This window comes from Hyphomonadaceae bacterium ML37, from assembly GCA_027627685.1.
Lineage (GTDB): Bacteria > Pseudomonadota > Alphaproteobacteria > Caulobacterales > Maricaulaceae > Oceanicaulis.
In genome coordinates, this window is sequence record CP091241.1 from 2,676,931 (window position 1) to 2,702,710 (window position 25,780).

Annotated in this window: 24 protein-coding genes; 6 read left to right on the top strand and 18 right to left on the bottom strand. The window is 65.9% G+C overall.

What is annotated here, in order from left to right; translation table 11 throughout:
• The first annotated feature begins 3 nt into the window (after positions 1–3).
• Positions 4–930 carry a photosynthetic reaction center subunit M gene (pufM, locus tag L2D01_13200; GenBank protein ID WBQ09830.1) on the top strand — a complete coding sequence of 309 codons (927 nt, stop codon included), beginning with the start codon at positions 4–6 and terminating at the stop codon, positions 928–930.
• A gap of 147 nt (positions 931–1,077) precedes the next feature.
• Here the strand turns inward: pufM and L2D01_13205 are convergent, their stop codons facing one another.
• From L2D01_13205 to bchF, 15 genes are read right to left on the bottom strand one after another with little or no spacing between them, the layout of a single operon-like run.
• A complete protein-coding gene (locus L2D01_13205; GenBank protein ID WBQ09831.1) occupies positions 1,078–1,644 on the bottom strand; it encodes an NUDIX domain-containing protein in 567 nt (188 codons plus the stop codon).
• Positions 1,611–2,831: a 5-aminolevulinate synthase gene (gene hemA / locus L2D01_13210; GenBank protein ID WBQ11651.1), complete on the bottom strand. Its 1,221-nt coding sequence runs from the start codon at positions 2,829–2,831 to the stop codon at positions 1,611–1,613. The genes L2D01_13205 and hemA overlap by 34 nt, the downstream gene beginning before the upstream one ends.
• Positions 2,832–2,845: 14 nt before the next feature.
• A complete protein-coding gene (locus tag L2D01_13215) occupies positions 2,846–3,622 on the bottom strand; it encodes a DUF3623 domain-containing protein (protein WBQ09832.1) in 777 nt (258 codons plus the stop codon).
• An 11-nt stretch (positions 3,623–3,633) separates the two neighbouring features.
• Entirely contained in the window at positions 3,634–4,722 is a 1,089-nt protein-coding gene (gene acsF / locus L2D01_13220; GenBank protein WBQ09833.1) for a magnesium-protoporphyrin IX monomethyl ester (oxidative) cyclase, read from the bottom strand.
• The gene (locus tag L2D01_13225; GenBank protein WBQ09834.1) at positions 4,719–5,012 is read right to left on the bottom strand and encodes a hypothetical protein; all 294 of its coding nucleotides are present in this window, start codon (positions 5,010–5,012) and stop codon (positions 4,719–4,721) included. Before L2D01_13225 ends, acsF begins: the two co-directional genes overlap by 4 nt.
• Positions 5,009–5,491: a hypothetical protein gene (locus L2D01_13230; protein ID WBQ09835.1), complete on the bottom strand. Its 483-nt coding sequence runs from the start codon at positions 5,489–5,491 to the stop codon at positions 5,009–5,011. Before L2D01_13230 ends, L2D01_13225 begins: the two co-directional genes overlap by 4 nt.
• A 21-nt stretch (positions 5,492–5,512) precedes the next feature.
• Positions 5,513–6,190: a PH domain-containing protein gene (locus L2D01_13235; protein ID WBQ09836.1), complete on the bottom strand. Its 678-nt coding sequence runs from the start codon at positions 6,188–6,190 to the stop codon at positions 5,513–5,515.
• Between the two features lies 1 nt (position 6,191).
• Positions 6,192–6,965, bottom strand: coding sequence for a photosynthetic reaction center subunit H (gene puhA / locus L2D01_13240; protein WBQ09837.1), 774 nt, complete (start codon positions 6,963–6,965; stop codon positions 6,192–6,194).
• Positions 6,966–6,985: 20 nt separating this feature from the next.
• A complete protein-coding gene (locus L2D01_13245) occupies positions 6,986–8,371 on the bottom strand; it encodes a BCD family MFS transporter (protein ID WBQ09838.1) in 1,386 nt (461 codons plus the stop codon).
• 44 nt (positions 8,372–8,415) lie between these two features.
• Entirely contained in the window at positions 8,416–9,114 is a 699-nt protein-coding gene (gene bchM, locus L2D01_13250; GenBank protein WBQ09839.1) for a magnesium protoporphyrin IX methyltransferase, read from the bottom strand.
• Positions 9,114–10,013, bottom strand: a complete 900-nt coding sequence (gene bchL, locus L2D01_13255) for a ferredoxin:protochlorophyllide reductase (ATP-dependent) iron-sulfur ATP-binding protein (GenBank protein WBQ09840.1) — start codon at positions 10,011–10,013, stop codon at positions 9,114–9,116. The genes bchM and bchL overlap by 1 nt, the downstream gene beginning before the upstream one ends.
• A gap of 37 nt (positions 10,014–10,050) precedes the next feature.
• The gene (locus L2D01_13260; protein WBQ09841.1) at positions 10,051–13,818 is read right to left on the bottom strand and encodes a magnesium chelatase subunit H; all 3,768 of its coding nucleotides are present in this window, start codon (positions 13,816–13,818) and stop codon (positions 10,051–10,053) included.
• Complete coding sequence (locus L2D01_13265) at positions 13,790–15,370, bottom strand: ferredoxin:protochlorophyllide reductase (ATP-dependent) subunit B (protein ID WBQ09842.1); 1,581 nt, start codon at positions 15,368–15,370, stop codon at positions 13,790–13,792. The genes L2D01_13260 and L2D01_13265 overlap by 29 nt, the downstream gene beginning before the upstream one ends.
• A complete protein-coding gene (locus L2D01_13270; protein WBQ09843.1) occupies positions 15,367–16,653 on the bottom strand; it encodes a ferredoxin:protochlorophyllide reductase (ATP-dependent) subunit N in 1,287 nt (428 codons plus the stop codon). The genes L2D01_13265 and L2D01_13270 overlap by 4 nt, the downstream gene beginning before the upstream one ends.
• On the bottom strand, positions 16,650–17,306 hold the full coding sequence (gene bchF / locus L2D01_13275; GenBank protein WBQ09844.1) for a 2-vinyl bacteriochlorophyllide hydratase: 657 nt from the start codon (positions 17,304–17,306) through the stop codon (positions 16,650–16,652). Before bchF ends, L2D01_13270 begins: the two co-directional genes overlap by 4 nt.
• A gap of 273 nt (positions 17,307–17,579) precedes the next feature.
• On the opposite strand from bchF, the gene L2D01_13280 reads away from it, so the two are divergent.
• From L2D01_13280 to L2D01_13300, 5 genes are all read left to right on the top strand, one after another.
• Positions 17,580–18,548 carry a cobalamin B12-binding domain-containing protein gene (locus L2D01_13280; GenBank protein ID WBQ09845.1) on the top strand — a complete coding sequence of 323 codons (969 nt, stop codon included), beginning with the start codon at positions 17,580–17,582 and terminating at the stop codon, positions 18,546–18,548.
• Between the two features lie 30 nt (positions 18,549–18,578).
• Positions 18,579–20,021, top strand: coding sequence for a transcriptional regulator PpsR (gene ppsR, locus L2D01_13285; GenBank protein ID WBQ09846.1), 1,443 nt, complete (start codon positions 18,579–18,581; stop codon positions 20,019–20,021).
• Between the two features lie 70 nt (positions 20,022–20,091).
• Entirely contained in the window at positions 20,092–20,991 is a 900-nt protein-coding gene (gene chlG / locus L2D01_13290) for a chlorophyll synthase ChlG (protein WBQ09847.1), read from the top strand.
• Positions 20,992–21,127: 136 nt separating this feature from the next.
• Positions 21,128–22,327, top strand: coding sequence for a geranylgeranyl diphosphate reductase (locus L2D01_13295; GenBank protein WBQ09848.1), 1,200 nt, complete (start codon positions 21,128–21,130; stop codon positions 22,325–22,327).
• 21 nt (positions 22,328–22,348) lie between these two features.
• The gene (locus tag L2D01_13300) at positions 22,349–22,630 is read left to right on the top strand and encodes a hypothetical protein (GenBank protein WBQ09849.1); all 282 of its coding nucleotides are present in this window, start codon (positions 22,349–22,351) and stop codon (positions 22,628–22,630) included.
• Positions 22,631–22,640: 10 nt separating this feature from the next.
• Here the strand turns inward: L2D01_13300 and L2D01_13305 are convergent, their stop codons facing one another.
• From L2D01_13305 to L2D01_13315, 3 genes are all read right to left on the bottom strand, one after another.
• Positions 22,641–23,267 (bottom strand): cytochrome c family protein, encoded by a 627-nt coding sequence (locus tag L2D01_13305; protein WBQ09850.1) that lies wholly within the window; start codon positions 23,265–23,267, stop codon positions 22,641–22,643.
• Between the two features lie 163 nt (positions 23,268–23,430).
• Positions 23,431–24,054 carry a YIP1 family protein gene (locus L2D01_13310; GenBank protein ID WBQ09851.1) on the bottom strand — a complete coding sequence of 208 codons (624 nt, stop codon included), beginning with the start codon at positions 24,052–24,054 and terminating at the stop codon, positions 23,431–23,433.
• A gap of 318 nt (positions 24,055–24,372) precedes the next feature.
• A complete protein-coding gene (locus L2D01_13315; GenBank protein ID WBQ09852.1) occupies positions 24,373–25,773 on the bottom strand; it encodes a HAMP domain-containing histidine kinase in 1,401 nt (466 codons plus the stop codon).
• Between the last annotated feature and the right edge of the window lie 7 nt (positions 25,774–25,780).

The window sequence follows — 25,780 nt, forward strand, 5'->3', positions numbered from 1 at the left end:
ATGATGACAACCTATCAAAACATCTTCACCCAGGTTCAGGTCCGCGGTCCGGTCGAGCAGGGCGTACACCTGCCGGCCGGCGACGAACCGCGCTATGGCGGGGGTTTCTTCAGCCACCTGCTGGGCCGGATCGGCAACGCCCAGATCGGTCCGATCTATCTCGGCTTCACCGGTGTCGCCTCGCTCATCTGCGGCTTCATCGCGATCGAGATCATCGGGCTGAACATGCTGGCCTCGGTGAACTGGGACCCGCTGGCTTTCGGCCGCGAGTTCTTCTGGCTGACCCTGGATCCCCCGGGACCTGAATACGGCTTCCAGCCCTTCGTGCCTCTCAATGAGGGCGGATGGTACATATTGGCCGGCTTCTTCCTGACCGCGTCCATCCTGCTGTGGTGGGTGCGCACATACCGGCGCGCCATCCAGCTCGGCCTGGGCACCCATGTGGCCTGGGCGTTCGCCTCGGCGATCTGGCTGTACCTGGTGCTGGGCTTTATCCGGCCCATGCTCATGGGTGACTGGTCCCAGGCGGTGCCGTTCGGCATTTTCAGCCATCTGGACTGGACCAATAACTTCTCCCTGATCTACGGGAACCTCTTCTACAACCCGTTCCACATGCTCTCGATCGCCTTCCTATATGGCTCAGCCCTGCTGTTCGCCATGCACGGCGCGACGATCCTGGCGGTGGGCCGGTTTGGCGGGGACCGCGAGATCGAGCAGATCACGGATCGCGGGACCGCCACCGAAAGGGCGGCGCTGTTCTGGCGCTGGACCATGGGCTTCAACGCGACGATGGAATCCATCCACCGTTGGGCATGGTGGTTCGCGGTCCTGACGACCCTGACGGGGGGAATCGGTATCCTGATCACCGGCACACTTGTGGACAACTGGTTCATCTGGGCCAGCGAGAACGGGATCGCGCGGCCGCTCTAGGGTGCCGCAAGAACCGGCCTTTGACGGGCATTCCAAGGACCCCCGGACGGCGCACCCAGCGCTTCCCGGGGGTCTTTTTTATGCGGTTATTGTGAACTTTGATGGTGAGCCGTGCCTTTTGAGCCAGCGCTCATCGGACCCCGGGTATTACCCCGTAAGCCCCAGCGCGTCCCAGCGCTCCAGATAGATACGCAGCCAGGGCGCAAAGCGCTCGGGAGCCTCCGCCACCTCACGCAGCAGCACCTCACGGCTTACCCAGCGCACGTCGCACACTTCCAACGGGTTGAGAGCGAACGTGAGCGCACAGCGATCTACATGCGCGCGGAACAGGCGCACGCGCTCATATTCGACCATGCCGCCGCCGACATCAGCCCGGTAGGTGGTCTGGGCAAATTCGGTGAGATCGAGATCGACTCCCAGCTCCTCGCCGAGGCGCCGGCGGGCGCTGACGCCCGCATCCTCACCCCAGTCGGGATGCGTACAGCAGGCGTTCGCCCACAGTCCGGCGCAGTGATATTTGCTGGCCGCCCGACGCTGGAGCAGCGTCTCGGGGCCATCAAAGACAAACACCGAGACAGCATCGTGCAACAGCCCCTCACGATGCGCTTTCAGCTTCTCCACAGGGAAGCGCGCGCCGTCAGGGCCGATGGCCGAAATGATGCGATCGTCCGGACCGGAGGTCAGGCGGCGCCGTATTTTCGGTGCAGGGCGCATTCCGACCAGATTTCCGACAGGGCTGTGATCAGGCGATCAATGTCTGCATCGCTGTGGACCGGTGAGGGCGTGATGCGCAGGCGCTCGGTCCCCTTGGGCACGGTAGGATAGTTGATCGGCTGCACATAGATGCCGTGCTCGCTCATCAGCCAGTCGCTGATGCGCTTGCACTTGACCGGCTCGCCCACCATCACCGGCACGATATGGCTGGGATTGTCCAGGGTGGGAATACCCATGGCTGCGAGCTTGGCGCGCACGCGGCGCACATTGCGGCGCTGGCGCTGGCGCTCCATGTCGGAGACCTTGAGGTAGCGCACCGCCGCCAGCGCGCCGGCGGCCACGGCCGGCGGCAGGGCGGTGGTGAAGATAAAGCCCGAGGAGAAGGAGCGCACGAAGTCGCACATCGCGGCCGAACCGGCGATGTAACCGCCCATGACGCCATAGGCCTTGCCCAGCGTGCCCTCGATCAGGGTGACGCGGTCCATCAGGCCTTCACGTTCGGCAATGCCGCCGCCGCGCGGGCCGTACAGGCCCACCGCATGCACTTCATCCAGATAGGTCATCGCGCCATGGCGCTCGGCCACGTCGCAGATCTCGGCAATGGGCGCGATGTCGCCATCCATGGAATAGACCGATTCAAACGCCACCAGCTTGGGCGCATCGGGATCAAGCTGGCTGAGGCGCCGGTCCAGGTCCTCGGGATCATTGTGCGCAAAGACATGCTTCTCGGCGCGCGAGTGGCGTATGCCCTCGATCATCGAGGCATGGTTCTGCGCGTCCGACATCACGATGCAGCCCGGGATGCGCGCCGCCAGCGTGCCCAGGGTCGCCCAGTTGGAGACATAGCCCGAGGTGAACAGGAGCGCGGCTTCCTTGCCGTGCAGATCGGCCAGCTCGCGCTCCAGCAGCACGTGATAGTGGTTCGTGCCGGAAATATTGCGCGTCCCCCCGGCACCGGCCCCGCAACGGTCCAGCGCCTCATGCATGGCGTCGAGCACCACGGCGTTCTGGCCCATGCCCAGATAGTCGTTTGAGCACCAGACCGTCACTTCGGTCTCGATATCGTCCTGATGGCGGGTGGCGACGGGGAAGGCGCCCTTGCGCCGCTCGATATCATTGAAGACGCGGTAATTGCCTTCGGCTTTCAGATTGCTGAGCTCGTTTTCAAAAAATGCCTGGAAGTCCATCATGTCCCCTCCCCTCACAGATCGGGCGAGCGGCGCGGGTCGCGCGCCGGCAAGAGCCAACGCCACAGCGCTGCGTCAGGCAGCGGCAGGGCCAGAAACAGGTGTTCGAGCACGCCGAGGGCCGCAAGCGTCCCCAATAGCGCGAAGGCGGCCGCCTCAAAGGGCGAGGCAGCGGTGACGGCGCTCCAGATCAAAGCCCCGGTGATCAGCGCTATCACGCTGGTGGTGACGACAAAGAAGCACCCGGCCGGACGGGGGCTGAAATAACTGCGCAGATGGCCAAGCCGTCCGGGCAGGAACTGGTCTGTGAAATGGGGCGCGCCCAGGAAGAGATTGAATTTCGAGCTCAGCCGCAGGGCGAACAGCAGCACGAAGAGCTGAAGCGCCACCTGGTTAGCGGCGCCGAGGCTCATGACAGCCATCACCACGACCGTGGCCGCAATGGCCAGCTCATGATGCATCAGCGTCGCCGCCGCGGCCCGGAACCGCGGCCAGCCGGTCAGATTGTCCGGGCATGGCTTGCGGTTGGGGCCGGTGAGATAACCGAACAGGAAGCTCATCTCATGCCACGCCCACAGCGTCAGTGCGCACAGCGCACCGGCATAGGCACCGAACGGCGTCGTGATGTCACGCACCATCCAGAGACCGATCAGACTGCCCACCGCCAGCACGCTGACGATGGCCATCGCGGCACGGCGCGAGCGCTCGGAGCGCTCGCCCAGCATCAGGATCGCACCGGTGGAGAACCACCAGAGCGCCAGCATGGCGAGGATGGGGGCGACCAGGCTCATGCGCAGGCTCGCTACCAGACCGGTGCCAGGCGCACGTCTTCGGGCAGGTCGTGGCGCTGAACCGGATGCAGATACAGGGTGACAAAGGTGGTGAAGGCCTGGAAGGCGGCGACGCCGCGCTTGAGGCCGCCCATCACCCCGCCCTGCGCCTTGGCGTCCTCCATACGGCCCATCACCGCCCGCATGCGCTCAAGGCCAGCACGGAATTTCGGGCTGTCCGTGTCCAGCGTCAGCGGATACACCTGCCGCGTGATCTCGGTGGTCAGGCGGAAGACCTGATGATCGTATTCGGTGGGATCAACGCCCAGCGCCGCGTGGAAGTGCGGCCGCGCGTGATCGCGCACATACATGGTCGAATACACCGCCACCAGGAAGAAGCGGATCCACAGCTTGTTCATGCCGCGCAGAAGGTGCGGATTAGCGCGCATGATCAGCGCGAACGCCTCGCCATGGCGGAACTCGTCATTGCACCATTCCTTGAACCAGTTGAAAATCGGGTGGAACTGGTATTCGGGATTGCGCTCGAGCTGCCGGTAGATGGTGATGTAGCGCGCATAGCCGATCTTCTCCGACAGATACGTCGCATACAGAATGAATTTCGGCTTGAAGAAGGTGTATTTCTTGGTCTTGGTCAGGAAGCCGAGATCCACGCCGATCCCGTAATCCTTCAGACAGGTGTTGATGAAGCCGGCATGGCGGCTCTCATCACGCGCCATCATCTTGAACAGCTTGCGCATGTCGGGATTTTTCGTGTTCTTCACGATCTCCCCGTAGAGCACGCAGCCGGAAAACTCCGAGGTCAGCGAACTGACCAGGAAGTCCACGAATTCCTTGCGCAGACCCTCGGGCAGGCTCATGAGCGCGTTGTCGAACGCCTCTGTACGCTTGAAGTGACCCTTGTTGGGATCGGCTTCCATCTCGGCGATCAGCTTGTCCCATTCGGCGCGCATCGGCTCGACATCCAGCGCATCCATTTCCTTGAAGTCGGTCGTGTAGAAGCGCGGGCTCAAAATCGTGTCGGTCTGGGCCAGACGCGTGGATTCATTCGGTTCCTGGCGCGCACGGGGCGCAGCGGCAGTATCGAGGGTCGCGGTGTTCATAATTTCCTCCCGGCGGAAAAGCTGACTTCATAAAGCTCGGTGATTTCCAGGCGCGCCATGAAGCGCGTCCACTGGCGTGACAGCCAGCCCGCGCGCATGACGGTCGCCACCCGGTCATAGCGGGCGGACTCCCCGTAATTGACCCGGATCGGAGAGCCGTGCACGCGCACCCGGTCGCCCGGATAGATCGGCACATCACCGGCCAGCGCCACATGGGCGTGCAGATGTTCGTTTGTGTGCTCCACCTCGATGGTGCAGTTCACATCAAACTGGCGCGGACCCCGGCTCATGACGCGCTGCCTTCGGCTTCAGCACGCAGGCTTTGCTCGCCGCGCTCCAGTATCTCGGTGAAAGCGGCCAGATTATCCGGCCCGAAGGCGTTGAGATACATCTGCACGCCGCTGGCCGGATCGATCAGCCAGAGGGCGCCGCCTTCGAACCGCGACAATTGCACCGGCGTCTCGCGGCCCATGCCGCGCATGCGGCGCTGGCGCGCCACGGTGCGCATGATGGCGCGCACGAACACGCCTTCATTCTCGCCATACTCGATGAGACGCGCGCCCGTCACGGCATTGTCCACCGTGACCAGGCCGCGCGCTCCATCTTCAAAGAGGAGTTCGGTTGTCGCAATCGGTACGCCTTCGGGGGCATAACGCGCCCCGCCGCCGGTGAATTGCGTGACCGCCGCCAGAATGACCGTCAGCACGACAAGGACACCCATGCCCTGCACGGCGCGGCGGTGGATGACTTCCTGACGGTTCTCTTTCATGGGCTCGGTTTCCATCGGTTTCTAGCTGTTCACCGCCGCCGCGCCACGGTCAGGCATGGACTGGCGGCGGGGCTTTTCAGTCGCCGGAACCGCGATGCGCGGCGCCGGCTGACCCGCCTTCTCCGCGAGCGCCACGGCCAGCACGCGGGCGGCTTCGGCCGCGTCGGGCAGGCCGCGCAGCATGGGCTGGGCGTTGTTGAGGTGCCAGGGCCGCACGTGCGGCCACAGCGACAGATAGGCCACGCGGTCCGGTCCGGTCAACTTGAGCGGAATATCGCCATTGCCGCTGGCGCGGGCCTTGAGCGAGGCCGAGCCGATCACCTTGAACGGGATGTTGACCGCCTTGGGCAGCGCCACCCCGGCGCGGATCACGACCCGCTCATTGGTCACCGTGTAGACCGTCGAGCGGGCGATCAGCCAGGCAAAGAGCGACAACAGGCCAATGGCTGCGGCGGCGAGCAGGACCTGCAGGACCGCCGTCGTGGCCGCCTCGCCGGCGGCGACGCCGGCCGACAGGCCGGAGCTGGCCTCCCAGGTGACGAGGATGGCGAAATAGATCGCCACCGCACGCACATGGAAGACATGCAGGGCCAGCGATTTCCAGTCCGGCGCGCCGCTCCAGAGGACACGCTCGCCTTCTGGAAGCTTGTCGGGCAGGCCGGGGATGGGCTCAGGTTTGATTTTATCGGGATCACACATCTTACAACCAGGGCTCCGATCTGTCGGGCGTGGCGTAGAGCGTGCCAGCTCCGTAATATGCGCTGATGCGATCCTCTTCGAGGCGCGTGACCTGGGCTGACGATCCGTGGGCGGGCACGCCGTCGAACTGGCTGGCCAGAATTGACGACACGATGACCTTGCCGGACTTGCCCTTCACGTTGGCGAAGGCGTACGGCAGCAGCACCTTGCGTCCTCCAGCAGACAACTCGATCTCATAGTAGCGGACGAGGGCTTCGGCGCGGTCGACCCAGATATCGGTCACCTTGCCGGCAGAGTTGCCGTCCGCGCCCACCACGTCCATCCCCCGCGGATCGGAATCCTGCTCGGCGACCGAGAAGGCCGGCAGGATCGACATCGGCACGATCTTCGGCAGGTTTTCATGGGTCAGGTCCGGCACATCCTCGCGCATCGCATAGGCACCCGGTCCGATGCCCGACTGCATGGGATCGCCGACAGGCTGGATGGGCGCGCCGGCCCAGGGGGCAAGCCGCTTGAACCGGTCAGCGAGGCTCGCATCGCGTTGACCGTCCGGCTTCACCACCGAGCGCCCGTCGGCGAGCTTGTAGGTCTTGGCAGCCGGCATCCAGGTGACGCCGATGCTTTCCAGTTTCCCGGTTTCATCGGACTCCAGCGGAAAGCCTTCGCGGCGCCCTTCCTTCTGAAGATGAAAAACCAGACCAATAAAGAACACGACAAACAGTATGAACAGGAGTGTTGCGAAGTCTAAAGATCCGATGATCTGTACGCCTTCCATGTGTGGCCTCCTTCAAGCCCCTAGCCGGGAAACTCGGCCAAGCCGAATTTACCCCGAGCACGCTCCGGTCCGCTGACCCTGTACCGGGCCAGCGGCCCGATCGCCGCGAGCGCGGCGAACAAGAGCGCAATTTCAATGTGATAGACGACCGAATACCCGACAGCGGGCCCGGTCATGCCCGGACCCAGCGCGCCAGCCTGACCCAGCGCATCGGCAACGTCCCGCACGCCACCGCCGAGGGCGATGGCCGCGCCGGCGCAGGTTGCCTGCACCGCGCCCCAGGCACCCAGCGCCATGCCCGACCCGCTGCTCTCGCCCAGCTCCATCGCCGCGGTGAGCGTACCCACGGCGAACAGGCCGCCGCCAAGGCCGATCAGGACGGTGCCGGCGCGAAACAGCAAGGGCGACCCCAGCGGATCGGACAGGATCACGAACGCAAAGGCGAAGACGCCCACGACCATGCCATAGGCAGCCAGGCGATGAGGATCGACCCCGGCGCTGAGACCCTTCGCCGCCACGGCAAAGCCGGCCAGCGCGCCGAACGCCCACAGCGCGGTCAGCACCGTGGTTCCGGCGACGGAAAGGCCCAGCACTTCCCCGCCATACGGCTCCAGCAGCACATCCTGCATGGAAAAGGCCGCAGCGCCCAGGCCAATGGCGACGAGCAGGCGCGTCTGGCGACCACCCTGGGAAAAGGCCTCCCAGGCCTCTGCAAAGGTCTGGCGCGGACGATCGGCGCCGGTCTTCTGGGGCGCGCGCGCTTCCTGTCGCCAAAGGGCGACCATGTTCAGCACGAGGGTCAGCGCCGCGGCCCCCTGGACCACCCGGATCAGTTGCGTGGGCGAAAAATCATTCAGCGCCAGCCCGATTATGAGCGCGCTGATCAACATCCCCAAGAGCAGCATGACGTAGAGCAGCGCCACCACACGGGGGCGGTTCTCGTCGCTGGACAGGTCGGTGGCCAGCGCCAGGCCGGCGGTCTGGGTGGTGTGCATGCCTGCCCCGACCAGCAGAAACGCCAGCGCTGACGCCGCCATTCCGAACCAGAGCGGCCCGGCATTCTCAACCGTCAGCAGGATCAGCGCGAACGGCATGATGGCCAGCCCGCCAAACTGAAGCAGTGTTCCGAACCAGATGAACGGCACGCGCCGCCAGCCGATGGCGGAGACATATGTGTCCGACCGGAACCCGATCAGGGCGCGCAGCGGCGCGAACACCAGCGGCAGGGCCACCATCAGCGCCACAAGCGCCGCTGGAACGCCCAGCTCGGCGATCATCACCCGGTTGAGCGTGCCGGTGAGCAGGACCGCGGCCATGCCCACAGACACCTGGAACAGGGACAGGCGCAGAATACGGCTGAGCGGCAGCTCTTTGGTGGCCACGTCCGCAAAGGGGAGCATGGACATTCCAAACTCCGCCCAGCGCCGCGCCAGAGATGCCGATTCGCGCTTCATGCCTGAACCAGCTCCATCGCCTGAGAGATGTAGAAGAAGCTGTCGATGCGCTTGGTCCGCCCGATCCGCCAGCCCCTGAGGTCCGGGCAGGCTTCGATGCGGCGGCGCAGGCCGCTTTCCGAGATCGGGACGATTGCCGGGGCGCGGTCTGATTTGGGAAACAGCTTGCCGGCCGCGTGCATCACGGTGAGCAGAGGCGTGCGCGGCGCAAAGCTGAACATGACCGAGGTTCTCGCCCGGCTGGCCAGGCCCTTGATCATGTTGACCATGTCTTCGGGGCCGTAATGGATCACCGAATCCATCGCCACGACGCGGTCGACCATGCCGCCCGACACATCAAGCATATCGCCCGCGCGGAAGGTCACCGAGCCCGGCAGGTCGGTCGGGGCACGCTGGGCGGCGATCTCCAGCAGGGTCGCCGACAGATCGACGGCCTCCACATGAGCGCCGCGCCCGGCCATGGCGAAGGAGAGCTGGCCCGGGCCGCAGCCCGCGTCCAGCACGGCCTCGCCGGTCATGGATTCGGGCAGCCAGGACAGGAAGGTGTCGCGCAAGGAATCGCGGCCCGCACGCACCGTGGCGCGCACGCCGCTGACCGGCGCTTCGGACGTCAGCCTGGCCCAGGCATCGGCCGCCGTGCGGTCGAAATAGGTCTCCAGCGCGTCGCGCGTGTGGGTGTAGGTGGCGTTGGCCATCATTCAAATCCCAGGAAGTCGAAGATCTCGCGATCCTTCATCGGTGTGGCCATGCACGGCTCGATCCCGGCCAGCAGCGAGGCGGCCAGACGCAGATACTCGGTCTTCACCGCCTCCAGTTCCGGCGTGGAATCCATCTCGAACAGGGTGCGCTTTTTCAGGCGCGACAGGCGGATTTCGTCCAGGTCCGGGAAATGCGCCAGCCGGTTGAGCCCGGTCTGGGCCGCAAAGCGGTCAATCTGGTCGGTGGCCGCCGAACGGTTGGCGATCACGCCGCCCAGGCGCACTTCGTAATTCTTCGACTTGGCCCCGATGGCCGCCATGATCCGGTTCATGGCGAAGATGGAGTCAAAATCATTGGCCGCCACGATCAGCCCGCGATGGGCATGCTGCAGCGGCGAGGCGAAGCCGCCGCACACCACATCGCCCAGCACGTCGAAAATCACCACGTCGGCGTCGTCCAGAAGATGGTGTTCTTTCAGAAGCTTGACTGTCTGGCCGACCACATAGCCGCCGCAGCCCGTGCCCGCCGGCGGGCCGCCCGCCTCCACGCACATCACCCCGTTATAGCCCTCGAACACGAAGTCTTCGGTGCGCAGCTCCTCGGTGTGGAAGTCGACGCTTTCCAGCACGTCGATCACCGTCGGGGCGAGGCGCTTGGTCAGGGTGAAGGTGGAATCATGCTTCGGGTCGCAGCCGATCTGAAGCACTTTCTTGCCCAGCTTGGAAAACGCGACCGACAGGTTCGACGAGGTCGTCGACTTGCCGATGCCACCCTTGCCATAGACCGCGAACACTTTCGCAGAATCAATGGCCAGCGTGGGGTCCAGATGGACCTGAAGACTGCCCTCTCCGTCAGGGCGCTTGGGCGCGGGTCGATTGAGGTTCAGCGTGGTCATTGGGCCATCCTTGTGCGCGAGGGTGGGATGCGCGCGGTCATGCGATTTTCACTGCGGCGGGGGCGATTCCCTCCAGCCGGTCTTCAATGGCTTCACCGGCGCGCCGCAACGCCTCCAGCGTGGCGGCGTCGGGCCGCCAATAGCTGCGCTCATGTGCTTCGATCAGGCGTTCGGACAGGCGCGCCGAGGCCTTCGGGTTGAGCTCGGCGAGGCGGTCGCGCATCGCTTCGTCCAGCACATAAGTCTCGGTGATTTTCTGATAGACCCAGGGGTCAACCTGGCCGGTGGTGGCCGACCAGCCCATCGTGTTGGTGACGTGGGCCTCGATATTGCGCACGCCCTCATGGCCGTGACGCAGCATGGATTCGTACCAGCGCGGATTGAGCACCCGGGTGCGGGTCTCCAGCGCCACCTGTTCGGACAGGGAGCGCACCTTGCCCTCGCCCGAGGTCTGATCGCCGATATAGACCGGGGATTCCTTGCCGCGGGCGCGGTGCACTGCGCGGCCAATGCCGCCCAGCGTATCGAAGTAGTGATCGATGGTGGTGACGCCGAGCTCTACCGAGTCAAGATTCTGATAGGCCAGATCCACTTCGCTCAGGATCGAACCCAGAAGCTCGCCCTGTTTGGCCGGCATGCCATTGCGGCCGAACGCATAGCATTTGCGGGTCTGATAGGCGTCGGCCAGCTCGTTCTCGTCATCCCACATGCCGCTGTCGATCAGCTGATTGACGTTGGCGCCATAGGCCCCGTCGGCATTGGAGAAGACGCGCAAGGATGCCGTGTCCATGTCCACGCCATGCTCGGCGGCATAGGCCAGGGCGTGGCGCCGGACCGGGTTCAGCTCGGCGGGTTCGTCGGCTGTGGCGGCGAGATACGCGGCCTCGGCCAGCATTTTCGTCTGCAGCGGCAGAAGATCGCGGAAAATGCCCGACAGCGTCATCAACACGTCGATGCGCGCACGGCCCAGCTCTTCCAGCGGGATCAGCTCGGCGCCAGCCAGGCGCCCGAAGGAGTCCTGCCGGGGCCGGGCGCCGATCAGCGCGAGGGCCTGGGCGATGGGCCCGCCTTCGGTTTTGAGGTTATCGGTGCCCCACAGCACCAGCGCGACGGTTTCAGGCATCGCGCCGGTGTCGGCGATATGGCGGTCGATCAGGCGCTGCGCCTGCGCCGCGCCGTCCCGGACCGCCCAGGGGCTCGGCAGACGGAACGGGTCGAAGCCGTGCAGATTGCGGCCCGTGGGCAGAATGTCCGGATTGCGTACCAGATCACCGCCGGCCACCGGCGCGACGAAGCCGCCGCCAATGGCGTGTAGGGTGGAGTCCAGTTCTCGATTGGCGCTGAGACCGTTCTGGGTTTTTTCCAGACGGTCGAACACCGGCGCCCAGGTCTCGCGCTGGGCGGCGGGCAGCAGGGCCAGCGCCGACGCGGCCTCGCCGGTTTCCATCAGCCGGTCCAGCGCATTGTCGGGCGGCGGGGTTCCGCGCTCGATCTCGGCGATGGCCGAGAGCAGTTCGCGCCGGGCTGCGGTATCGGGCACTTCGCCCAGAATATGCAGGCCGTTGGGGATGAGCGTGCTTTCCAGCTCGGTCAGAGTGTCGCGCAGCTTGTCGATGTGAGCGGCGTCCGCGCCGGTCCACAGCGGCTCGGGCTTGGCCAGATCCAGAACAGAGGCCTGGGTCTGGATCAGCTCGGCCAGCGCGTCGCGGCGATTGGCCGGCGTGTCGGGCGGCAGGAGGCGCCAGTCGCTCAGCGTGGCTTTCAGCTCGGTCATGCCGCGATACAGGCCCGCCTTGGAGATGGGCGGCGTCAGATAGCTGATCAGCGTGGCCGCGCTGCGCCGCTTGGCTATCAGGCCTTCGGACGGGTTGTCTGCGCAGTAGAGATAGAAATTGGGCACGTCGCCGATGAGACGGTCCGACCAGCACTCGCTGGACATGCCGGTCTGCTTGCCGGGCATGAATTCCAGCGCGCCATGGGTGCCAAAATGCAGCACTGCGTCGGCCGCGAAATCCTCGCGCACATAGCGGTAGAAGGCCGAGAAAGAGTGGGTCGGCGCGAACGAGCCTTCAAACAGAAGGCGCATCGGGTCGCCCTCATACCCGAACGAGGGCTGCAGGCCGATCATCACATTGCCGAACTTGGCGCCCAGCACGAAGATCGAGCGTCCGTCCGTGTCCTTGCGGCCCGGCGCCGGACCCCACTGGGCCTCGATCTCTTTAAGGTGCGGCTCGCGCATCACGTGATCATTGATGGCGATGCGGTCGAGGATATTGGCGTCGGTGCCGAACCGGACCGAGTCGCCCTCCAGCACCGCCGCGCGCAACTCGTCCACCGTGGCAGGCGGCTCCACCGAATAGCCTTCGGCCTTCATGGCGTGCAGGAGGTTATGGAGCGAGGCGAAGACCGAGAGATTGGCCGCCGTGCCCGCCGCGCCGGCATTGGGCGGGAAGTTGAACAGCACCACCGCCACCTTGCGGTCTTTCAGCTTGGCGCGGCGCAGGCGCACCAGCTTGGCCACACGGGCCGACAGCGCTTCGGCGCGCTCGGCGCACACCTGCATGGCGCGCGGCTGGCCTTCGGGGAAGGCGCATTCGCGCTTGCAGCCGTGGCACACACGCCCGTCCGCGCAGCGCCCGCCGAACACCATCGGATTGGTCGCGCCATCGAGCTCGGGCAGGGTCACCATCATGGAGGCTTCCACCGGGGTCAGACCGGCGGTGGAGGCGCGCCAGTCTTCCAGCGACTGGAACTCCAGCGGGTGGGCGGCCAGATACGGCACGTCGAGCTTGGCCAGCAGCGCCTCGGCGGCCCGCGCATCGTTATAGGCCGGGCCACCCACCAGCGAGAAGCCGGTGAGCGAGAGCACCACATCCACCTTCGGGCGGCCATGCTCGATGAAGAAATGCTCCACCGCCGGGCGGGCGTCGAGCCCGCTGGCAAACGCCGGGACGACGTCAAGGCCATGGGCCTCAAGCGCGCGAATCACGCCGTCATAATGGGCGGTGTCGCCTGCCAGAAGGTAAGAGCGCATGACCAGCAGGCCGACGGTGCCCTTGCCCTGACCGCGACCGGCCGGCAGAGCCGAGACGCTATCCGCGATCCGGCCCGGGAAATCAGGGTGGTATAGCCCCTCTTCGGGGTATTCCACCGGCGGGTCGACCTTGGCGCGGCCGCGCAGCACGGCGCGCGGGCCTGCAGCGTAGCGGTCGACCAGATTGCGGATCATGTTGGTGAAATTGGATTCCGACCCGGCCAGCCAGTACTGCATGGTCAGGAAATAGGCGCGTAAATCCTGGGCCTTGCCGGGCAGGAAGCGCAGAAGCTTGGGCAGCCGGCGCAGCATGGCCAGCTGGCTCTTGCCGCCCGCCTTGGGCGCGCCATTGTTCGACCCGCCGCGCAGTTTCTTCAGCGCCATCATGAGCCCGCTCTGGGGCGCACTCATGTCCAGCCCGCCCAGGCGCGTCAGGCGCACCACTTCGGGCGCCGACATGGAGCCGACCATCGCGTCGCACTCGGGCGCGCGCGCTTTGAGCGCAGGCAGCACGGCCTGGATGTGGTCTTCGAGGAACAGCATGTTGGCGGCGATGATGTCGCCACGCGCGATGTCATTGAGGCAGCGCGCCAGCGAGTCCGGGCTCGCAGCAAAATCAGCCGCGGCATGAAACGCCAGCTCCAGTCCGGGATAGTCCGCCCGCAAGCTGCGCTGCGCACGCTCCGCCGCCCCCGCCAGATGATTGTCCAGCGTGACGATGACGACCCGGATGGGGGCCGCCTCAGCGGCCGAAATGGGCTTTTGCATCATAGAGCGTCTCCAGCGTAATCACCTCCGCACCGCTCTGGGCAGCGAAGGTCTCGGCGTTCCGGCGAGCCTTGCCGCGCACGAAGAAGGGGATCTTCTTCAGCTCGGCCAGAGCGTCGTCGCGCCAGACCGCGGCGGCGTCAGCTGTTTCAGGGGTGTCGTCAGCCTGCACCGCAGGCATGGGGGCGGGCGCCGGAGCCGGCGCCTGCTTGTGCGAACCCAGATGGGAGGGTCCGGCGTCGTTGCTGAACTCGAAGTCCTCGCGGAACATGCCCAGCAAATGTTCTTCAAGACCCATCACCAGCGGATGGACCCAGGTGTCGAACAATACGTTCGCGCCCTCATAGCCCATTTGCGGGGCGTAGCGGGCGGGGAAGTCCTCCACATGGACCGGCGCGGAAATGACCGCGCAGCCAATCCCGAGGCGCTTGGCGATATGGCGCTCCATCTGCGTGCCCAGCACCAGTTCCGGCGCCGCCGCTTCGATGGCCGCTTCCACTTCCAGATAATCGTCGCTGATCAGCGGCTCCACGCCGTAGCGCGCCGCCGTTTCGCGCACGCTGCGCGCAAACTCGCGGTTATAGGCGCCCAGGCCCACCAGCTCGAAACCCATCTCTTCCACCGCGACGCGCGCCGCAGCGACGGCATGGGTGGCGTCGCCGAACACGAAAACGCGCTTTCCGGTAAGGTAATTGCTGTCCACAGACCGTGACCACCAGGGCTGGCGCAGGTCTTCGTCATCCAGCGCCGGGGCGGGATCGACACCGGCGATCTCGGCCACTTCGCGCACAAAGTCGCGCGTGGCGCCCACGCCAATGGGGACGATTTTGGTGCGCGGCTGGCCAAAGGTTTTCTCCAGCCAGCGCGCGGCCTCTTCGCCGATCTCGGGATAGAGGACCACGTTGAAGTCCGCCTCGCCCATGCGGGCGATGTCGGCGGCGCTGGCGCCCAGCGGGGCGCAGACCGCGACTTCAATGCCGAGCCGGCCCAGAAGCTTCTTGATTTCCTTGATGTCGTCGCGGTGGCGGAAGCCCAGCGCCGTGCCGCCCAGAATATTGCAGCGCGGCGGTCCCGGCGCCCGCTCGGCCCGGGTCTCGCCCGGCGCCGGCGCATGGGCGCCCGCCAGGCCCCGCACCAGGCGGTAGAAGGTCTCCGACGCGCCCCAGTTTTCGCGGCGCATATAGGACGGCAGCTCCAGCGGCAGCACCGGGCACGGCAGGCCCAGCGTCAGGGCGAGGCCGCCCGGATCGTCCTGGATCAGTTCGGCGGTGCAGGACGAGCCCACCAGCATCGCCGCCGGCTTGAAGCGCTCGTAGGCGTCGCGGGCGGCGGTCATGAACAGCTCGGCGGTGTCCGAGCCCAGATCGCGCGCCTGGAAGGTGGTGTAGGTTACGGGCGGGCGGTGATTGCGCCGCTCGATCATCGTGAACAGGAGATCGGCATAGGTGTCGCCCTGGGGCGCGTGCAGCAGGTAGTGCACGTCCGTCATGCCCGTGGCGACCCGCATGGCGCCGACATGGGGCGGTCCCTCATATGTCCAGACCGTCAGCTTCATCCAACCCTCAACAGATCGCGGCGCCGCAGCGGGCGCGTAAACAATTCGGCCAGGTCACCGGCCTGCTCAAAGCCGTGGATCGGGGTGAAAACGAGCTCGATCGCCCATTTGGTCGACAGGCCTTCGGCCTCCAGCGGATTGGCCAGGCCCAGCCCGCACACCGTCAGGTCCGGGCGCGCCGCGCGGCAGCGATCAAGCTGGGAATCCACATGCTGGCCTTCGCTCAGCTGCACGCCGGCCGGCAGGCGCGGCAGTTCGCAGTCGAGATGGCCGCGGTGCAGATAGGGCGTGCCGACCTCGATCAGCCGGGCGCCCAGCTCCTCATGGAGGAAGCGGGCCAGCGGAATTTCCAGCTGGGAATCAGGGAAGAAGAAAACGCTGCGGCCGGTGAAGTCGGCGCGATGGGTCGCCAGGGCGCGCTCGGCGCGGGCGCGCGGCGCGGCGACCACGGTCTCGAACCGGTCGGCATCAATATTCCAGACATCGGCGGCGGCGCGCAGCCAGGCTTCGGTGCCCTTGGCGCCCAGCGGGAAGGGCGCGGAAATGCGCTTGGCGCCGCGATCATCCAGCGCTGCGCCGGTCCGCCCGAGGAAAGGCTGAGCCAGCAGATAGCGCGTATTGGGCCCTACCGGGGGCAGATCGCTGGACGTGCGCGCGGGCAGGAAACGGACCGGGCCGATTCCCATCGCCTCGAACAGGCGGGTGAACTGATCCTCCACCACATCAGCCAGCGCGCCGACCACCAGAAGCGAGGCTTCAGAAGACGTGTCCTGCGGCAGCTCGGGAACCAGCGCCTCCAGGCACGCATCCTCGCCCTCGGTGAAAGTGGTCTCGATGCCGCTGCCCGAATAGGCGAGCACGCGCACGCCGGAATGGGCTGAGTCCAGGCGCGCCGCCGCGCGCGACAGATCCATCTTGATCACTTCGCTGGGGCAGGAGCCCACCAGGAACAGCGTCTTGATGTCGGGACGGCGGGCCAGAACCTGCGCCGCCACCCGGTCCAGTTCCTCATTCGCGTCGGCCATGCCGGCCAGATCGCGCTCTTCAATGATGGCGGTGGCGAAGCGGGGCTCGGCGAAGATCATCACGCCGGCGGCCGACTGCATCAGGTGGGCGCAGGTGCGCGAGCCGACGATCAGGAAGAAGGCGTCCTGGATCTTGCGGTGCAGCCACATGATCCCGGTGAGGCCGCAGAACACTTCGCGTTGACCGCGTTCACGCAGGACAACACTATCACGCATCCCGTCGAGCGGCGCAGGCGCAGAGGCGGAAGCCGCGGTCAAGAGACTGCTCCCTCCAGGCGCGCCGCCCGCAGTTTCCACAGAAACTGACCTGCGTTGATGAGGTAGGTGAAATAGGCCGCCAGCGCGATCATCATCTGCTGATCGGGCGTGCCGATATTGAACAGCACCGCGCCGATATAGGCGGTGTGCAGCGCCAGCACGACCATGGAGAAGACGTCTTCCCAGAAGAAGGCCGGGGCGAAGAGATAGCGGCCGAACACCACTTTCTCCCAGACCGCGCCGGTCACCATGATGAGATAGAGCACCAGCGTCTTGATGATCACCGAGGCGGTGGCCAGCGCATAACCCTCGCCGGTGGCCAGATAGCGCACTACCAGAAACACGCTGACCGCGAACACCAGAAACTGAAGCGGCGCGAGAATCCCCTGAACCAGCGTCCACGGCGTTTCGTCGCGCTTGATGCGCTGCTCGGGCGTGTAAAGCGGGGTTTGAGGCTTGGAGGCGGCGCGGTGGGCGCGGCGGCGATAGTGCGCGGCGCTGCCCGAATGCGCCGTCCAGGGACAGGGCGCGACCGTGTCGATCCAGCCCTGCAGCATGCGATCAACCGTGAAACCTATGCCGGTCGAGGCGCCGGGCGTTCGCCCTTGTGCGGTTGAAAACTGGCGATTGCGGCTATCAGCTTCGGCCTGCATGACTCGCCCTCCCTTGGTCTCTTGTTGGGATGAAGGTACGGCAGCGGCTGACGAAGTGTCAATATTGTTTGACGTTCTGCCGATTGGACACTCGGGCCCGCTCCCTGGCGCGGGCGCCCGCAAAAACCGGCGGTACGAATTTTCTGGCCCTCGGCAAAATTACCTGTCAGGCTTTGGTACAATTTCGGGGCGGACCAAACCCCGGCGCCCTCGTCCGGGGACGGTCCGTCACCGCCGCTGCCGCCACAAACAGGCAGCGGTGTAAAAAAAATCGTGGCGAACCTGGCGGCCTGTCCGCCCGTTACGACCACCCGGGGAGAGAAGGCACCCAACATGGCGCAGGCGGAATTCGACCGGTTCGGATTGGCGGGGCTGGCCCGCACGACTCAGGCATCGCTAAACTGGAAAAATTGGGGCCGCGGCGCCAAGCCCTGCGACCTCGACAAGGCCGGACCGCCCAAAGAGGTCCTCGACAAGCTGATCGAGGCCGAGATCATTCCCCGGCTGATGCTGATCAACCGCGAAGCCGCCAATGCCGAAGGACCGGCTCGACCGCCGGCGGCGAAAACCGCCGCGTTCGAGACCGCCCAGATCAACAGCTTTGCGCTGCGCACGGTGACCAGCGACCCCCAGGAACTGGTCGACGAGGTCAATGGCCTGCTGTTTGACGGTGCATCCCATGAGGACGTGCTGCTCAAGCTGCTCGCGCCGGCGGCGCGCCATCTCGGGAAGCTGTGGGAAGAGGATGTGTGCGATTTCGCCGATGTCACCATCGGGCTGATGAAGCTGCACCGCGTCCTGGAGCGCATCAACGCCGACACGCCCTGCAGCATGGGCTCGGGCAAGGTCTCGCCGCGCGTCCTGCTCGCGCCGGCGCCCGGCGAGCAGCACGTGTTCGGCATTGTCATGGTCGGTGAGTTCTTCGCCCGTTCAGGCTGGCGCGTTCGTTGCGAGTCCACTCCGGAGATCGACCATATTGTCGCCGCAGTGGTCGAGACACATTTCGATGTCGTCGGCCTGTCGGCGAGCTCGGACGTGAACATGAAAGATCTCAAATCGATGATCAAACTGATCCGCGCGAGGTCGCAAAACCCTGACATCATCATCCTTGTCGGGGGTCAGTTGTTTAATGAGGACATGGGTCTGGCGCGCCGCATCGGCGCTGACGCGACCGCAACCGATGGCGTACGGGCGGTTGTCACGGCCGAAAGGCTGGTCCATAGGCTGGCGCAGGCGAGTTGATTGAGTTGATCATTATCACAAGGCGATTCCATGGACACCAAGGCCTCTGAAGGCCCGAATGCGAGGTTCCAATCCCGTGAGGTCGCCCGGTCGGCGTTCTCCGACGAGACGGCAGCCGACCTCGCCGCCAACGCGGCGGACCTCGCCTTGTTGATCGACAGCCGCGGCGTTGTGCGCGACGCGGCCTTCTCCGGTGACGAGTTCTCCGAAGATGACGACGAGTTCGACAGCTGGATCGGGCGCAAGTGGATCGATCTGGTTCAGGTCGATTCGCGCGACAAGGTCGCGGCCTTGCTGGCGCCCCAGACGACGCCGGGCCAGCGGCGCTGGCGTCATGTGAATCACGCCCAGCCCAGCGGCTCGGACCTGCCGGTGCGCTATTTCACCCTGCCCGCCGGGCGTGAAGGCTGGACGCTGGCCATCGGGCGCGATCTGCGCGCGGCCTCGCGCATGCAAAAGCGCCTGATCGAAGCCCAGCGCTCCATGGAGCGCGACTATGCGCGGGTGCGCGAAGCCGAAACCCGCTTCCGCCTCCTGTTCCAGCTGGCGTCCGAAGGCGTCATCATCATCGACGGCAACACGTTCCGGATCACTGACGTCAACGCCGCAGCCTCGCGCCTGCTCGGACGCTCCTCGCAGCGCCTTGAGGGCCGCTCGCTGGAAGGCGCGTTCGGGACCGCGGCGGCAGACATCGTGCGCGAGACGCTGGCCGTTGCGCGCCGCACCGGCCGCACCGAAAAGATCGAAGTGACGCCGGACGGCGCCAAGAAGCCCTGCCAGCTGCTGGCCTCGGTCTACCGCCAGGGCCGTGAAGTCTATTTCCTCGCGCGGGTCTCGGCCCAGGACGCGCTGGGCTCGGCGGAAGCCGACGCCTCCATGGCGCGCCTCGCCGCAATCCTGCCCGACGCGCTGGTGCTCACCGGCGAGGACGGCAAGATCCTGTCGGTGAACGAGGCCTTCGTGGATATCGCCCAGCTCAGCGATATTGACGCCGCCGTGGGCGTGCCCATCGAATCCTATCTCGGCCGCACCGAGACCGAAGTGAACGTGCTGATGGCCAATTTGCGCGAGCATGGCGTCATCCACAACTTCGCCACCCTGGTGCGCAGCCAGCATGATCTGCGTGAAGCGGTGGAAGTATCCGCCGTCTCCGCCCCCGGCCCCACGGGCAGCGTGTTCGGCTTCTCCATCCGCCCGGTCGGCCGCCGGCTGGTCGCCGGACGCCAGCGCGCCGGCGGCGCCATGCCCGGCACCGTCGATCAATTGTCCGATCTGGTCGGGCGGGTCGCGCTGAAAGACATCGTGCGCGAAAGCACCGACATGATCGAGCAAAGCTGCATCGAGGCGGCGCTGGCCCTGACCAACGATAATCGCGCCTCGGCGGCGGAGATTCTCGGCCTCAGCCGCCAGAGCCTGTACGCCAAGATGCACCGCCACAAGATCGGCGAGCTCCAGCCCAAATCCGAGCACTGACAGACCGTCAAGTTTAGTTGACGGTCTGTCTTGTCCGCCTTAGCGTACAGGGATGGAGCGCTCAGCCCCCTTGCCGTCGCCAGACCTTCGAACGTCCTTGCTGGCGGTCGTGGAGCTGTCCAAACCGGTCACCTGGTTCCCGCCCATGTGGGCGTTCGGGTGCGGCGTGGTCTCGTCCGGCCAATTCAGCCTCGACAATATCGGCCTGTTGATTTTCGGCGTCCTGTTGGCCGGCCCGCTGCTGTGCGCGGGCAGCCAGGCTGTCAATGACTGGTTCGACCGCGAGGTCGACGCCATCAATGAACCTGGCCGCCCAATTCCCTCGGGCCGGATCCCCGGCCGCTGGGGTTTGTGGATCGCGATTTTCTGGTCCGTCGCCGGCCTGGTCTGGGCCGCCTTTCTGGGCGTCTGGGTGCTGGTGGCGGCCGCCGTGGGCGTCGCCCTGTCCTGGGCCTATAGCGCGCCGCCGGTGCGGCTGAAGCGCAGCGGCGTCTGGGGACCGCTTTCGGTCGGCATTTCCTATGAAGGCCTTGCCTGGTTCACCGGCGCCGCCGTGATGGCCCAGGCCCTGCCCGACGGGCGGACCATACTGCTGGCCGTCCTCTACAGCCTGGGGGCCTACGGCATCATGGTGCTCAACGACTTCAAGGCGATCGAGGGCGACATCAAGATGGGGCTCAAATCCCTGCCCGCCGCCCTGGGGCCGCGCAAGGCCGCCTGGATCGCCTGCATCACCATGGCTGCGCCACAGTTTGTCGTCGTCGCTTTGCTGGCATTCTGGGGCCAGCCCATCCATGCCGGCATTGTCGGCCTGTCCCTGCTGGTCCAGCTCCTCCTGATGGTGCGCCTGATGCGCGACCCCAAGGCGCTGGCGCCCTGGTATAACGGGACCGGGGTGACGCTCTATGTCCTGGGCATGCTGGCGAGCGCCTTTGCACTGGCAGGTCTCAATCAGGGGGCGGTTTCGTGACGCGCCGGGCGCGCCATGTCCCCTCAGGACCGTTTGACGACCCCGTCACAGGCTGTGTTGTCACGCAAATCAGGGATAAGGGCGGGCGCAATCGGCCCGTTTGAGGACTCGTACTAACCCAAGTGGGAGGTGGATAGTGACCGACGCTGTGAAGAGTTATGACGCCGTCGTTGTGGGCGGCGGACCGGCCGGCGCCACCGCCGCCCAGAAGATCGCCGAGACCGGCGCCTCGGTCCTGCTGATCGACAAGCCCGGTCGCATCAAGCCGTGCGGCGGCGCCGTGCCGCCCAAACTTATCCGCACCTATAACATCCCCGATTCCCAGATCGTCGCGCGCACTCAGGGCGCGCGTATCCTCGCCCCTTCAGGCCTCGAAGTGGATATGCCCATCGGCGAGGGTTACGTCGGCATGGTCGACCGCGAGCACTTTGACGAGTTCCTGCGCGAGCGCGCCGCGGCCGCAGGGGCCGAGCGCCGCGACGGCACGGTCGAAGCGATGGAGCGCGACGACCAGGGCGCTGCCATCATTGTGTTTTCACCCGCGCAGGCGCCCGACGAGACCGTGCGCGTTCGCGCCCGTGTCGTCATCGCGGCCGATGGAGCGCGCTCCAAACTCGCCCAGCAAACGGTGAAGGGCGCCGAGAAGGTCAAGAGCGTGTTCGCCTATCATGAAATCGTGCGCGCGCCCGAAGCCGGCAGCAAAAGCCATTACGATCCCCAGCGCTGCGACGTGTATTATGACGGCAAGATATCCCCGGACTTCTATGGCTGGGTCTTCCCCCACGGCGCGGTGGCCAGCGTGGGGACAGGCAGCCAGGTCAAGGGCTTCTCGCTGCGCGGCGCGGTCAAATCCTTGCGCGAATCGGCCGGGCTCGCCGACTGCGAAGTGGTCCGGCGCGAAGGCGCCCCCCTGCCCTACAAACCCGCGCCCCGCTGGGACAATGGCCGCGACCTGGTCCTCGCCGGCGACGCCGCCGGAGCGGTCGCGCCCTCATCCGGCGAAGGTATTTTCTACGCCATGACGTCGGGGGAAATGGCGGCTGAAGGCGCGCTGGAATTCCTCGCCACCGGCGATTCCCGGGCGCTGGCCAATGTGCGCAAGCGCTTCATGAAAGCGCACGGACGGGTCTTCTTTATCCTCGGGATCATGCAGCATTTCTGGTACCGCAATGACAAACGGCGCGAGCGCTTTGTGAAGATCTGCGCCGATGAAGATGTCCAGCGCCTGACCTGGCAAGGCTATATGGAGAAAGAGCTGGTGCGCCGCGATCCCGCCGCCCACGCCAAGATTTTCTTCAAGGATATGGCCCACTTGCTGGGCCTCTCCCCGCGCTGATGCAGATCTGATGCGGCTGTGATGACAGAGCTTTGGTCGGACCTGTTCACGTCAGGACGGGTGGTCGACCTCATCCTGCTTGTGGTCGTCGTGGAGGTTATAGTGCTGGCGGCTTTCCCCCGACTGCGCGGGGCCATGAGTTTCGCCGATATCGCTCTGCTGATCGCCCCCGGGGTCATGCTGATGCTGGCGCTGCGCGCCGCCCTCACGGACGCGCCCCATACGATAACGGCGGCCATATTGGCCGCCGCTTTCGTATTTCATCTGTGGGACGTTATCCGCCGGCGCCGGGGCGCCGCGTGAGGTCAGCGCCTTACTCGGCGACGCCGCCATTGTCCTTGATATAGGCGATCACGTCGGCCCGCTCCTGCTCGCTGCGGATGCCGGGGAACGCCATGATCGTGCCGGGAATGAAGGCGCGCGGATTTTCGAGATACTCGAACATGTTCTCCGCATCCCAGACCACACCCGACTCAGCGTTGGCGGTGGAGTAGCGGAAGCCATCCACGGTGCCCGCAGTGCGGCCGAAAATCCCGTAAAGGGACGGGCCGACGCGGTTCACGCCTTCTTCGATCACGTGGCAGGTCTGGCAGCGAACGAACACGCGGCGGCCAGCCGCCGGATCGCCGGTCAGGCCCGCAATCAGGTATTCGCCGTCACCCGCACCGCCGGAACCGGCGGGAGGCGTTTCGGTCGCCGGCTCTTCCGCGGCCGGCTCTTCCGCGGCCGGCTCTTCAGCGGCGGGTTCTTCAGCGGCGGGTTCTTCCGCGGCGGGCTCCTCAGCGGCCGGCTCTTCAGCGGGCTCAGGCGCAGACGTCTGCGTACCCGCGGGTTCCGGCTGGGCCGGTTGCGCGCCGCTGGCGGGCTGTTCGCCGCTGTCGCCGCAAGCGGCCAGGGCCGTGGACGCGATCAGCGCGGCAAAGAAACTGGTGGTTCTCATTAAGCCTGCTCCTCCGAAATTGGCAGATGGGGATAATAGCGCTCATTGCGCGAGGCGCCAGCCTTGTTATGAAAAATCACATATACCTCAATCCGGTTCCCCGGGCGGGTGTGATTTTGTCAGTGGAAGGCCGCAAACCGGTCATGCATTGTCCTGTCAGATCCTATGCCACCATGCGTGGCGTCAGAGCGGCGCCCAGTGCGCCCGCGACAATCCACACCATGACCGCCGCAATGATCGCAACGATCACGTAGATCACCGCCTTGTCCTGCGGCGCCTTCATCAACCGGGGCAGGCCGAGATAGATCAGGTAGAGGCTGTACAGCCCCACTATGCTCAGCGCGGACAGGGCCGGCACAAGCTGGAAAATCCCGGCAAGCCAGGCGGCTGTGGAGCCGTAGATCGCCACCTTGAACGCCTGGGCCTGGCTGGGCGCGCCGCCAAACTGCCGGGCGAAGGCATGGATGATAAGGGCCAGCACGGCGACGCCCAGAATCGCGAACACATACTGGATCACGGCCGAAGACAGCGCATTCAGGAAGGACGGCCGGTAGACCGTGCCCAGAACACCTACCCCGCGCCCGAAAATCTGCCCGCCCAGAAATCCGGCGACCGGACCGATAGCCGCCAGCGGAAGGACATAATAGATGAACAGATTGCGGATGGGCGTGGTCTCGCCGTCAATCACGGCCCACGTGGATTTGGGCTTCAGGATGATGGCCTGGGCCCGCTCCACCAGATGCCGCTGCCAGGCCGGGGGTGGGGCGGGCGATAGGGGTTCGGTCATGCTCGCTCCTGTGCGGCGGCGTCCCGCAACGGGCGGGCCTGGTTCGATCACGGCGCCGGACCGGCCGATTGGCCGGCGACATCGCGTCACGCAAACGTAACGTATTGCGCCGCCCGCGAACTGCCTTGCCTCAGCATGGCGGCAGGCCTCCGGGGCGGCAAGGATTGAGGTATCAACGCCCGAACACGGCTTTGGCTCCCCGAATCCCTGATCAGCACCAGGCGTGAACGCTCTTGGTGACGTGGCGGCCGTCCTCCGGCTGCTCGATGCTGTCGCTCCGCCCCAATTCAGATCGGGCCATCGCCTCGGCGCGGGCGGCTATGCGCCTCCCGCCGGACGCACGATGAATCGGGCGCCGGGGCGGGCGGCGCCCGGCCGGGCGTCCTCCACCTCGATGGCCAGTGCGTGACGCCGCGCGACGGCATGAACAAAGGACAGGCCCAGCCCGTGCCCGCGCGGGCCGCCATGGCTGATCCGGGCAAAGCGCATGAACACCCGCTCGCGCCAGTCGGCCGGCACGCCGGGGCCGTTGTCTTCAACGATCAGGACCGGGCCGTCGCGTACGATCACCGTCACCTCTCCACCATCGGGCAGAAACTTGACGGCGTTGTCGAGCAAATTGGCGATCAGGCGGCCCAGCTGGGCGGGGCTGCCGCGCATCATCACCGGCCGGGGGGCATCGAGTTTCACCCGCGCGCCCTTTTCCGCGGCGACATCATCGTAAAGCGGCGTGACCGACCGCGCGAGCGCGGCCAGATCCAGAATCTCCAGTCCGCGCGTATCGCCGATTTCGGCGCTGATCGCGGAGATATCCATCAGGGAGTTGATGAGCTCGCCCAGCTCGGCGAGTTGCTCGCGCGCATCCTCAACCCGGGCCGGGTCGTCGAGGGCGTCGGCCAGCGTGCGGTCAATGCGGATCAGGGGCGTGCGCAGTTCGTGCGCCGTCAGGTCGGACACGTCGCGCTGGGCGCTGATAAGCCGCTCGATCCGGTCGAGCATGGCGTTGACATTGCGAGACAGCAGGCCGAACTCGTCCACCCCGTCCGCCCCGGGCGCGCGCTGGTCGATGGCGCCGTCGCGCACCGCCTGGCAGGTGCGGTTCAGCCGTTCGACCCGGGTCATGATCCACCCCGCCGCGACCAGTCCCGCCGCGATCCCCAGCGTCAGCGTGATGAAGAACCCAGCGATGAAGATGGTGCGCAGACGCGCCTGCGCCTGCGCCTGGCTGGTGGTCGATCGCCCGACGAACAGGCGGTAGTCCTGTGGCATCAGGAACGCCCGGCCCAGAACCGGCAGCGGCTCATCATCAACGGTGAAGTCGCCGCGCACCCAGCTGGCGTCCAGCGCGAAAGCCTCGGGCCAACGGGTGAGATTGCCCGCCAGCGGTTCGCCGTCCGGGTCGGTCAGCAGATAGACCGGCCCCTCCCCCTCCAGCGGACGCAGGGCCAGCCTGTCCTGGATCGACCGGCGCAGGCCCGGCTCGCCTTCCAGCGTGTAGATATCCACCAGCCCCGCCGCGTCGGTGTCCACCAGCTGGCGCAGGGTCTGGTCAGAGACATAGGCGAAGGCGACATAGGCGATCACGAAGACCACGGTGGAGGCCAGGCTGACCAGCACGGCGATCAGCGCGGCCAGGCGCGCAAAGGTGGACCGCAGCATCGCGAAACGAAAGGGTTTTCGCCCGGCGGCCTCTGGCGGTAAACTCTCCACAGAGGTCATGGACGAG

What these genes read in the sequence shown, in the direction of transcription:
- pufM (WBQ09830.1), top strand. Translation starts at nt 4, where the DNA reads ATGACAACCTATCAAAACATCTTCACCCAGGTTCAGGTCCGCGGTCCG.
- L2D01_13205 (WBQ09831.1), bottom strand. Translation starts at nt 1,644, where the DNA reads ATGCGCCCTGCACCGAAAATACGGCGCCGCCTGACCTCCGGTCCGGAC.
- hemA (WBQ11651.1), bottom strand. Translation starts at nt 2,831, where the DNA reads ATGGACTTCCAGGCATTTTTTGAAAACGAGCTCAGCAATCTGAAAGCC.
- L2D01_13215 (WBQ09832.1), bottom strand. Translation starts at nt 3,622, where the DNA reads ATGAGCCTGGTCGCCCCCATCCTCGCCATGCTGGCGCTCTGGTGGTTC.
- acsF (WBQ09833.1), bottom strand. Translation starts at nt 4,722, where the DNA reads ATGAACACCGCGACCCTCGATACTGCCGCTGCGCCCCGTGCGCGCCAG.
- L2D01_13225 (WBQ09834.1), bottom strand. Translation starts at nt 5,012, where the DNA reads ATGAGCCGGGGTCCGCGCCAGTTTGATGTGAACTGCACCATCGAGGTG.
- L2D01_13230 (WBQ09835.1), bottom strand. Translation starts at nt 5,491, where the DNA reads ATGAAAGAGAACCGTCAGGAAGTCATCCACCGCCGCGCCGTGCAGGGC.
- L2D01_13235 (WBQ09836.1), bottom strand. Translation starts at nt 6,190, where the DNA reads ATGTGTGATCCCGATAAAATCAAACCTGAGCCCATCCCCGGCCTGCCC.
- puhA (WBQ09837.1), bottom strand. Translation starts at nt 6,965, where the DNA reads ATGGAAGGCGTACAGATCATCGGATCTTTAGACTTCGCAACACTCCTG.
- L2D01_13245 (WBQ09838.1), bottom strand. Translation starts at nt 8,371, where the DNA reads ATGTCCATGCTCCCCTTTGCGGACGTGGCCACCAAAGAGCTGCCGCTC.
- bchM (WBQ09839.1), bottom strand. Translation starts at nt 9,114, where the DNA reads ATGGCCAACGCCACCTACACCCACACGCGCGACGCGCTGGAGACCTAT.
- bchL (WBQ09840.1), bottom strand. Translation starts at nt 10,013, where the DNA reads ATGACCACGCTGAACCTCAATCGACCCGCGCCCAAGCGCCCTGACGGA.
- L2D01_13260 (WBQ09841.1), bottom strand. Translation starts at nt 13,818, where the DNA reads ATGATGCAAAAGCCCATTTCGGCCGCTGAGGCGGCCCCCATCCGGGTC.
- L2D01_13265 (WBQ09842.1), bottom strand. Translation starts at nt 15,370, where the DNA reads ATGAAGCTGACGGTCTGGACATATGAGGGACCGCCCCATGTCGGCGCC.
- bchF (WBQ09844.1), bottom strand. Translation starts at nt 17,306, where the DNA reads ATGCAGGCCGAAGCTGATAGCCGCAATCGCCAGTTTTCAACCGCACAA.
- ppsR (WBQ09846.1), top strand. Translation starts at nt 18,579, where the DNA reads ATGGACACCAAGGCCTCTGAAGGCCCGAATGCGAGGTTCCAATCCCGT.
- L2D01_13300 (WBQ09849.1), top strand. Translation starts at nt 22,349, where the DNA reads ATGACAGAGCTTTGGTCGGACCTGTTCACGTCAGGACGGGTGGTCGAC.
- L2D01_13305 (WBQ09850.1), bottom strand. Translation starts at nt 23,267, where the DNA reads ATGAGAACCACCAGTTTCTTTGCCGCGCTGATCGCGTCCACGGCCCTG.
- L2D01_13310 (WBQ09851.1), bottom strand. Translation starts at nt 24,054, where the DNA reads ATGACCGAACCCCTATCGCCCGCCCCACCCCCGGCCTGGCAGCGGCAT.
- L2D01_13315 (WBQ09852.1), bottom strand. Translation starts at nt 25,773, where the DNA reads ATGACCTCTGTGGAGAGTTTACCGCCAGAGGCCGCCGGGCGAAAACCC.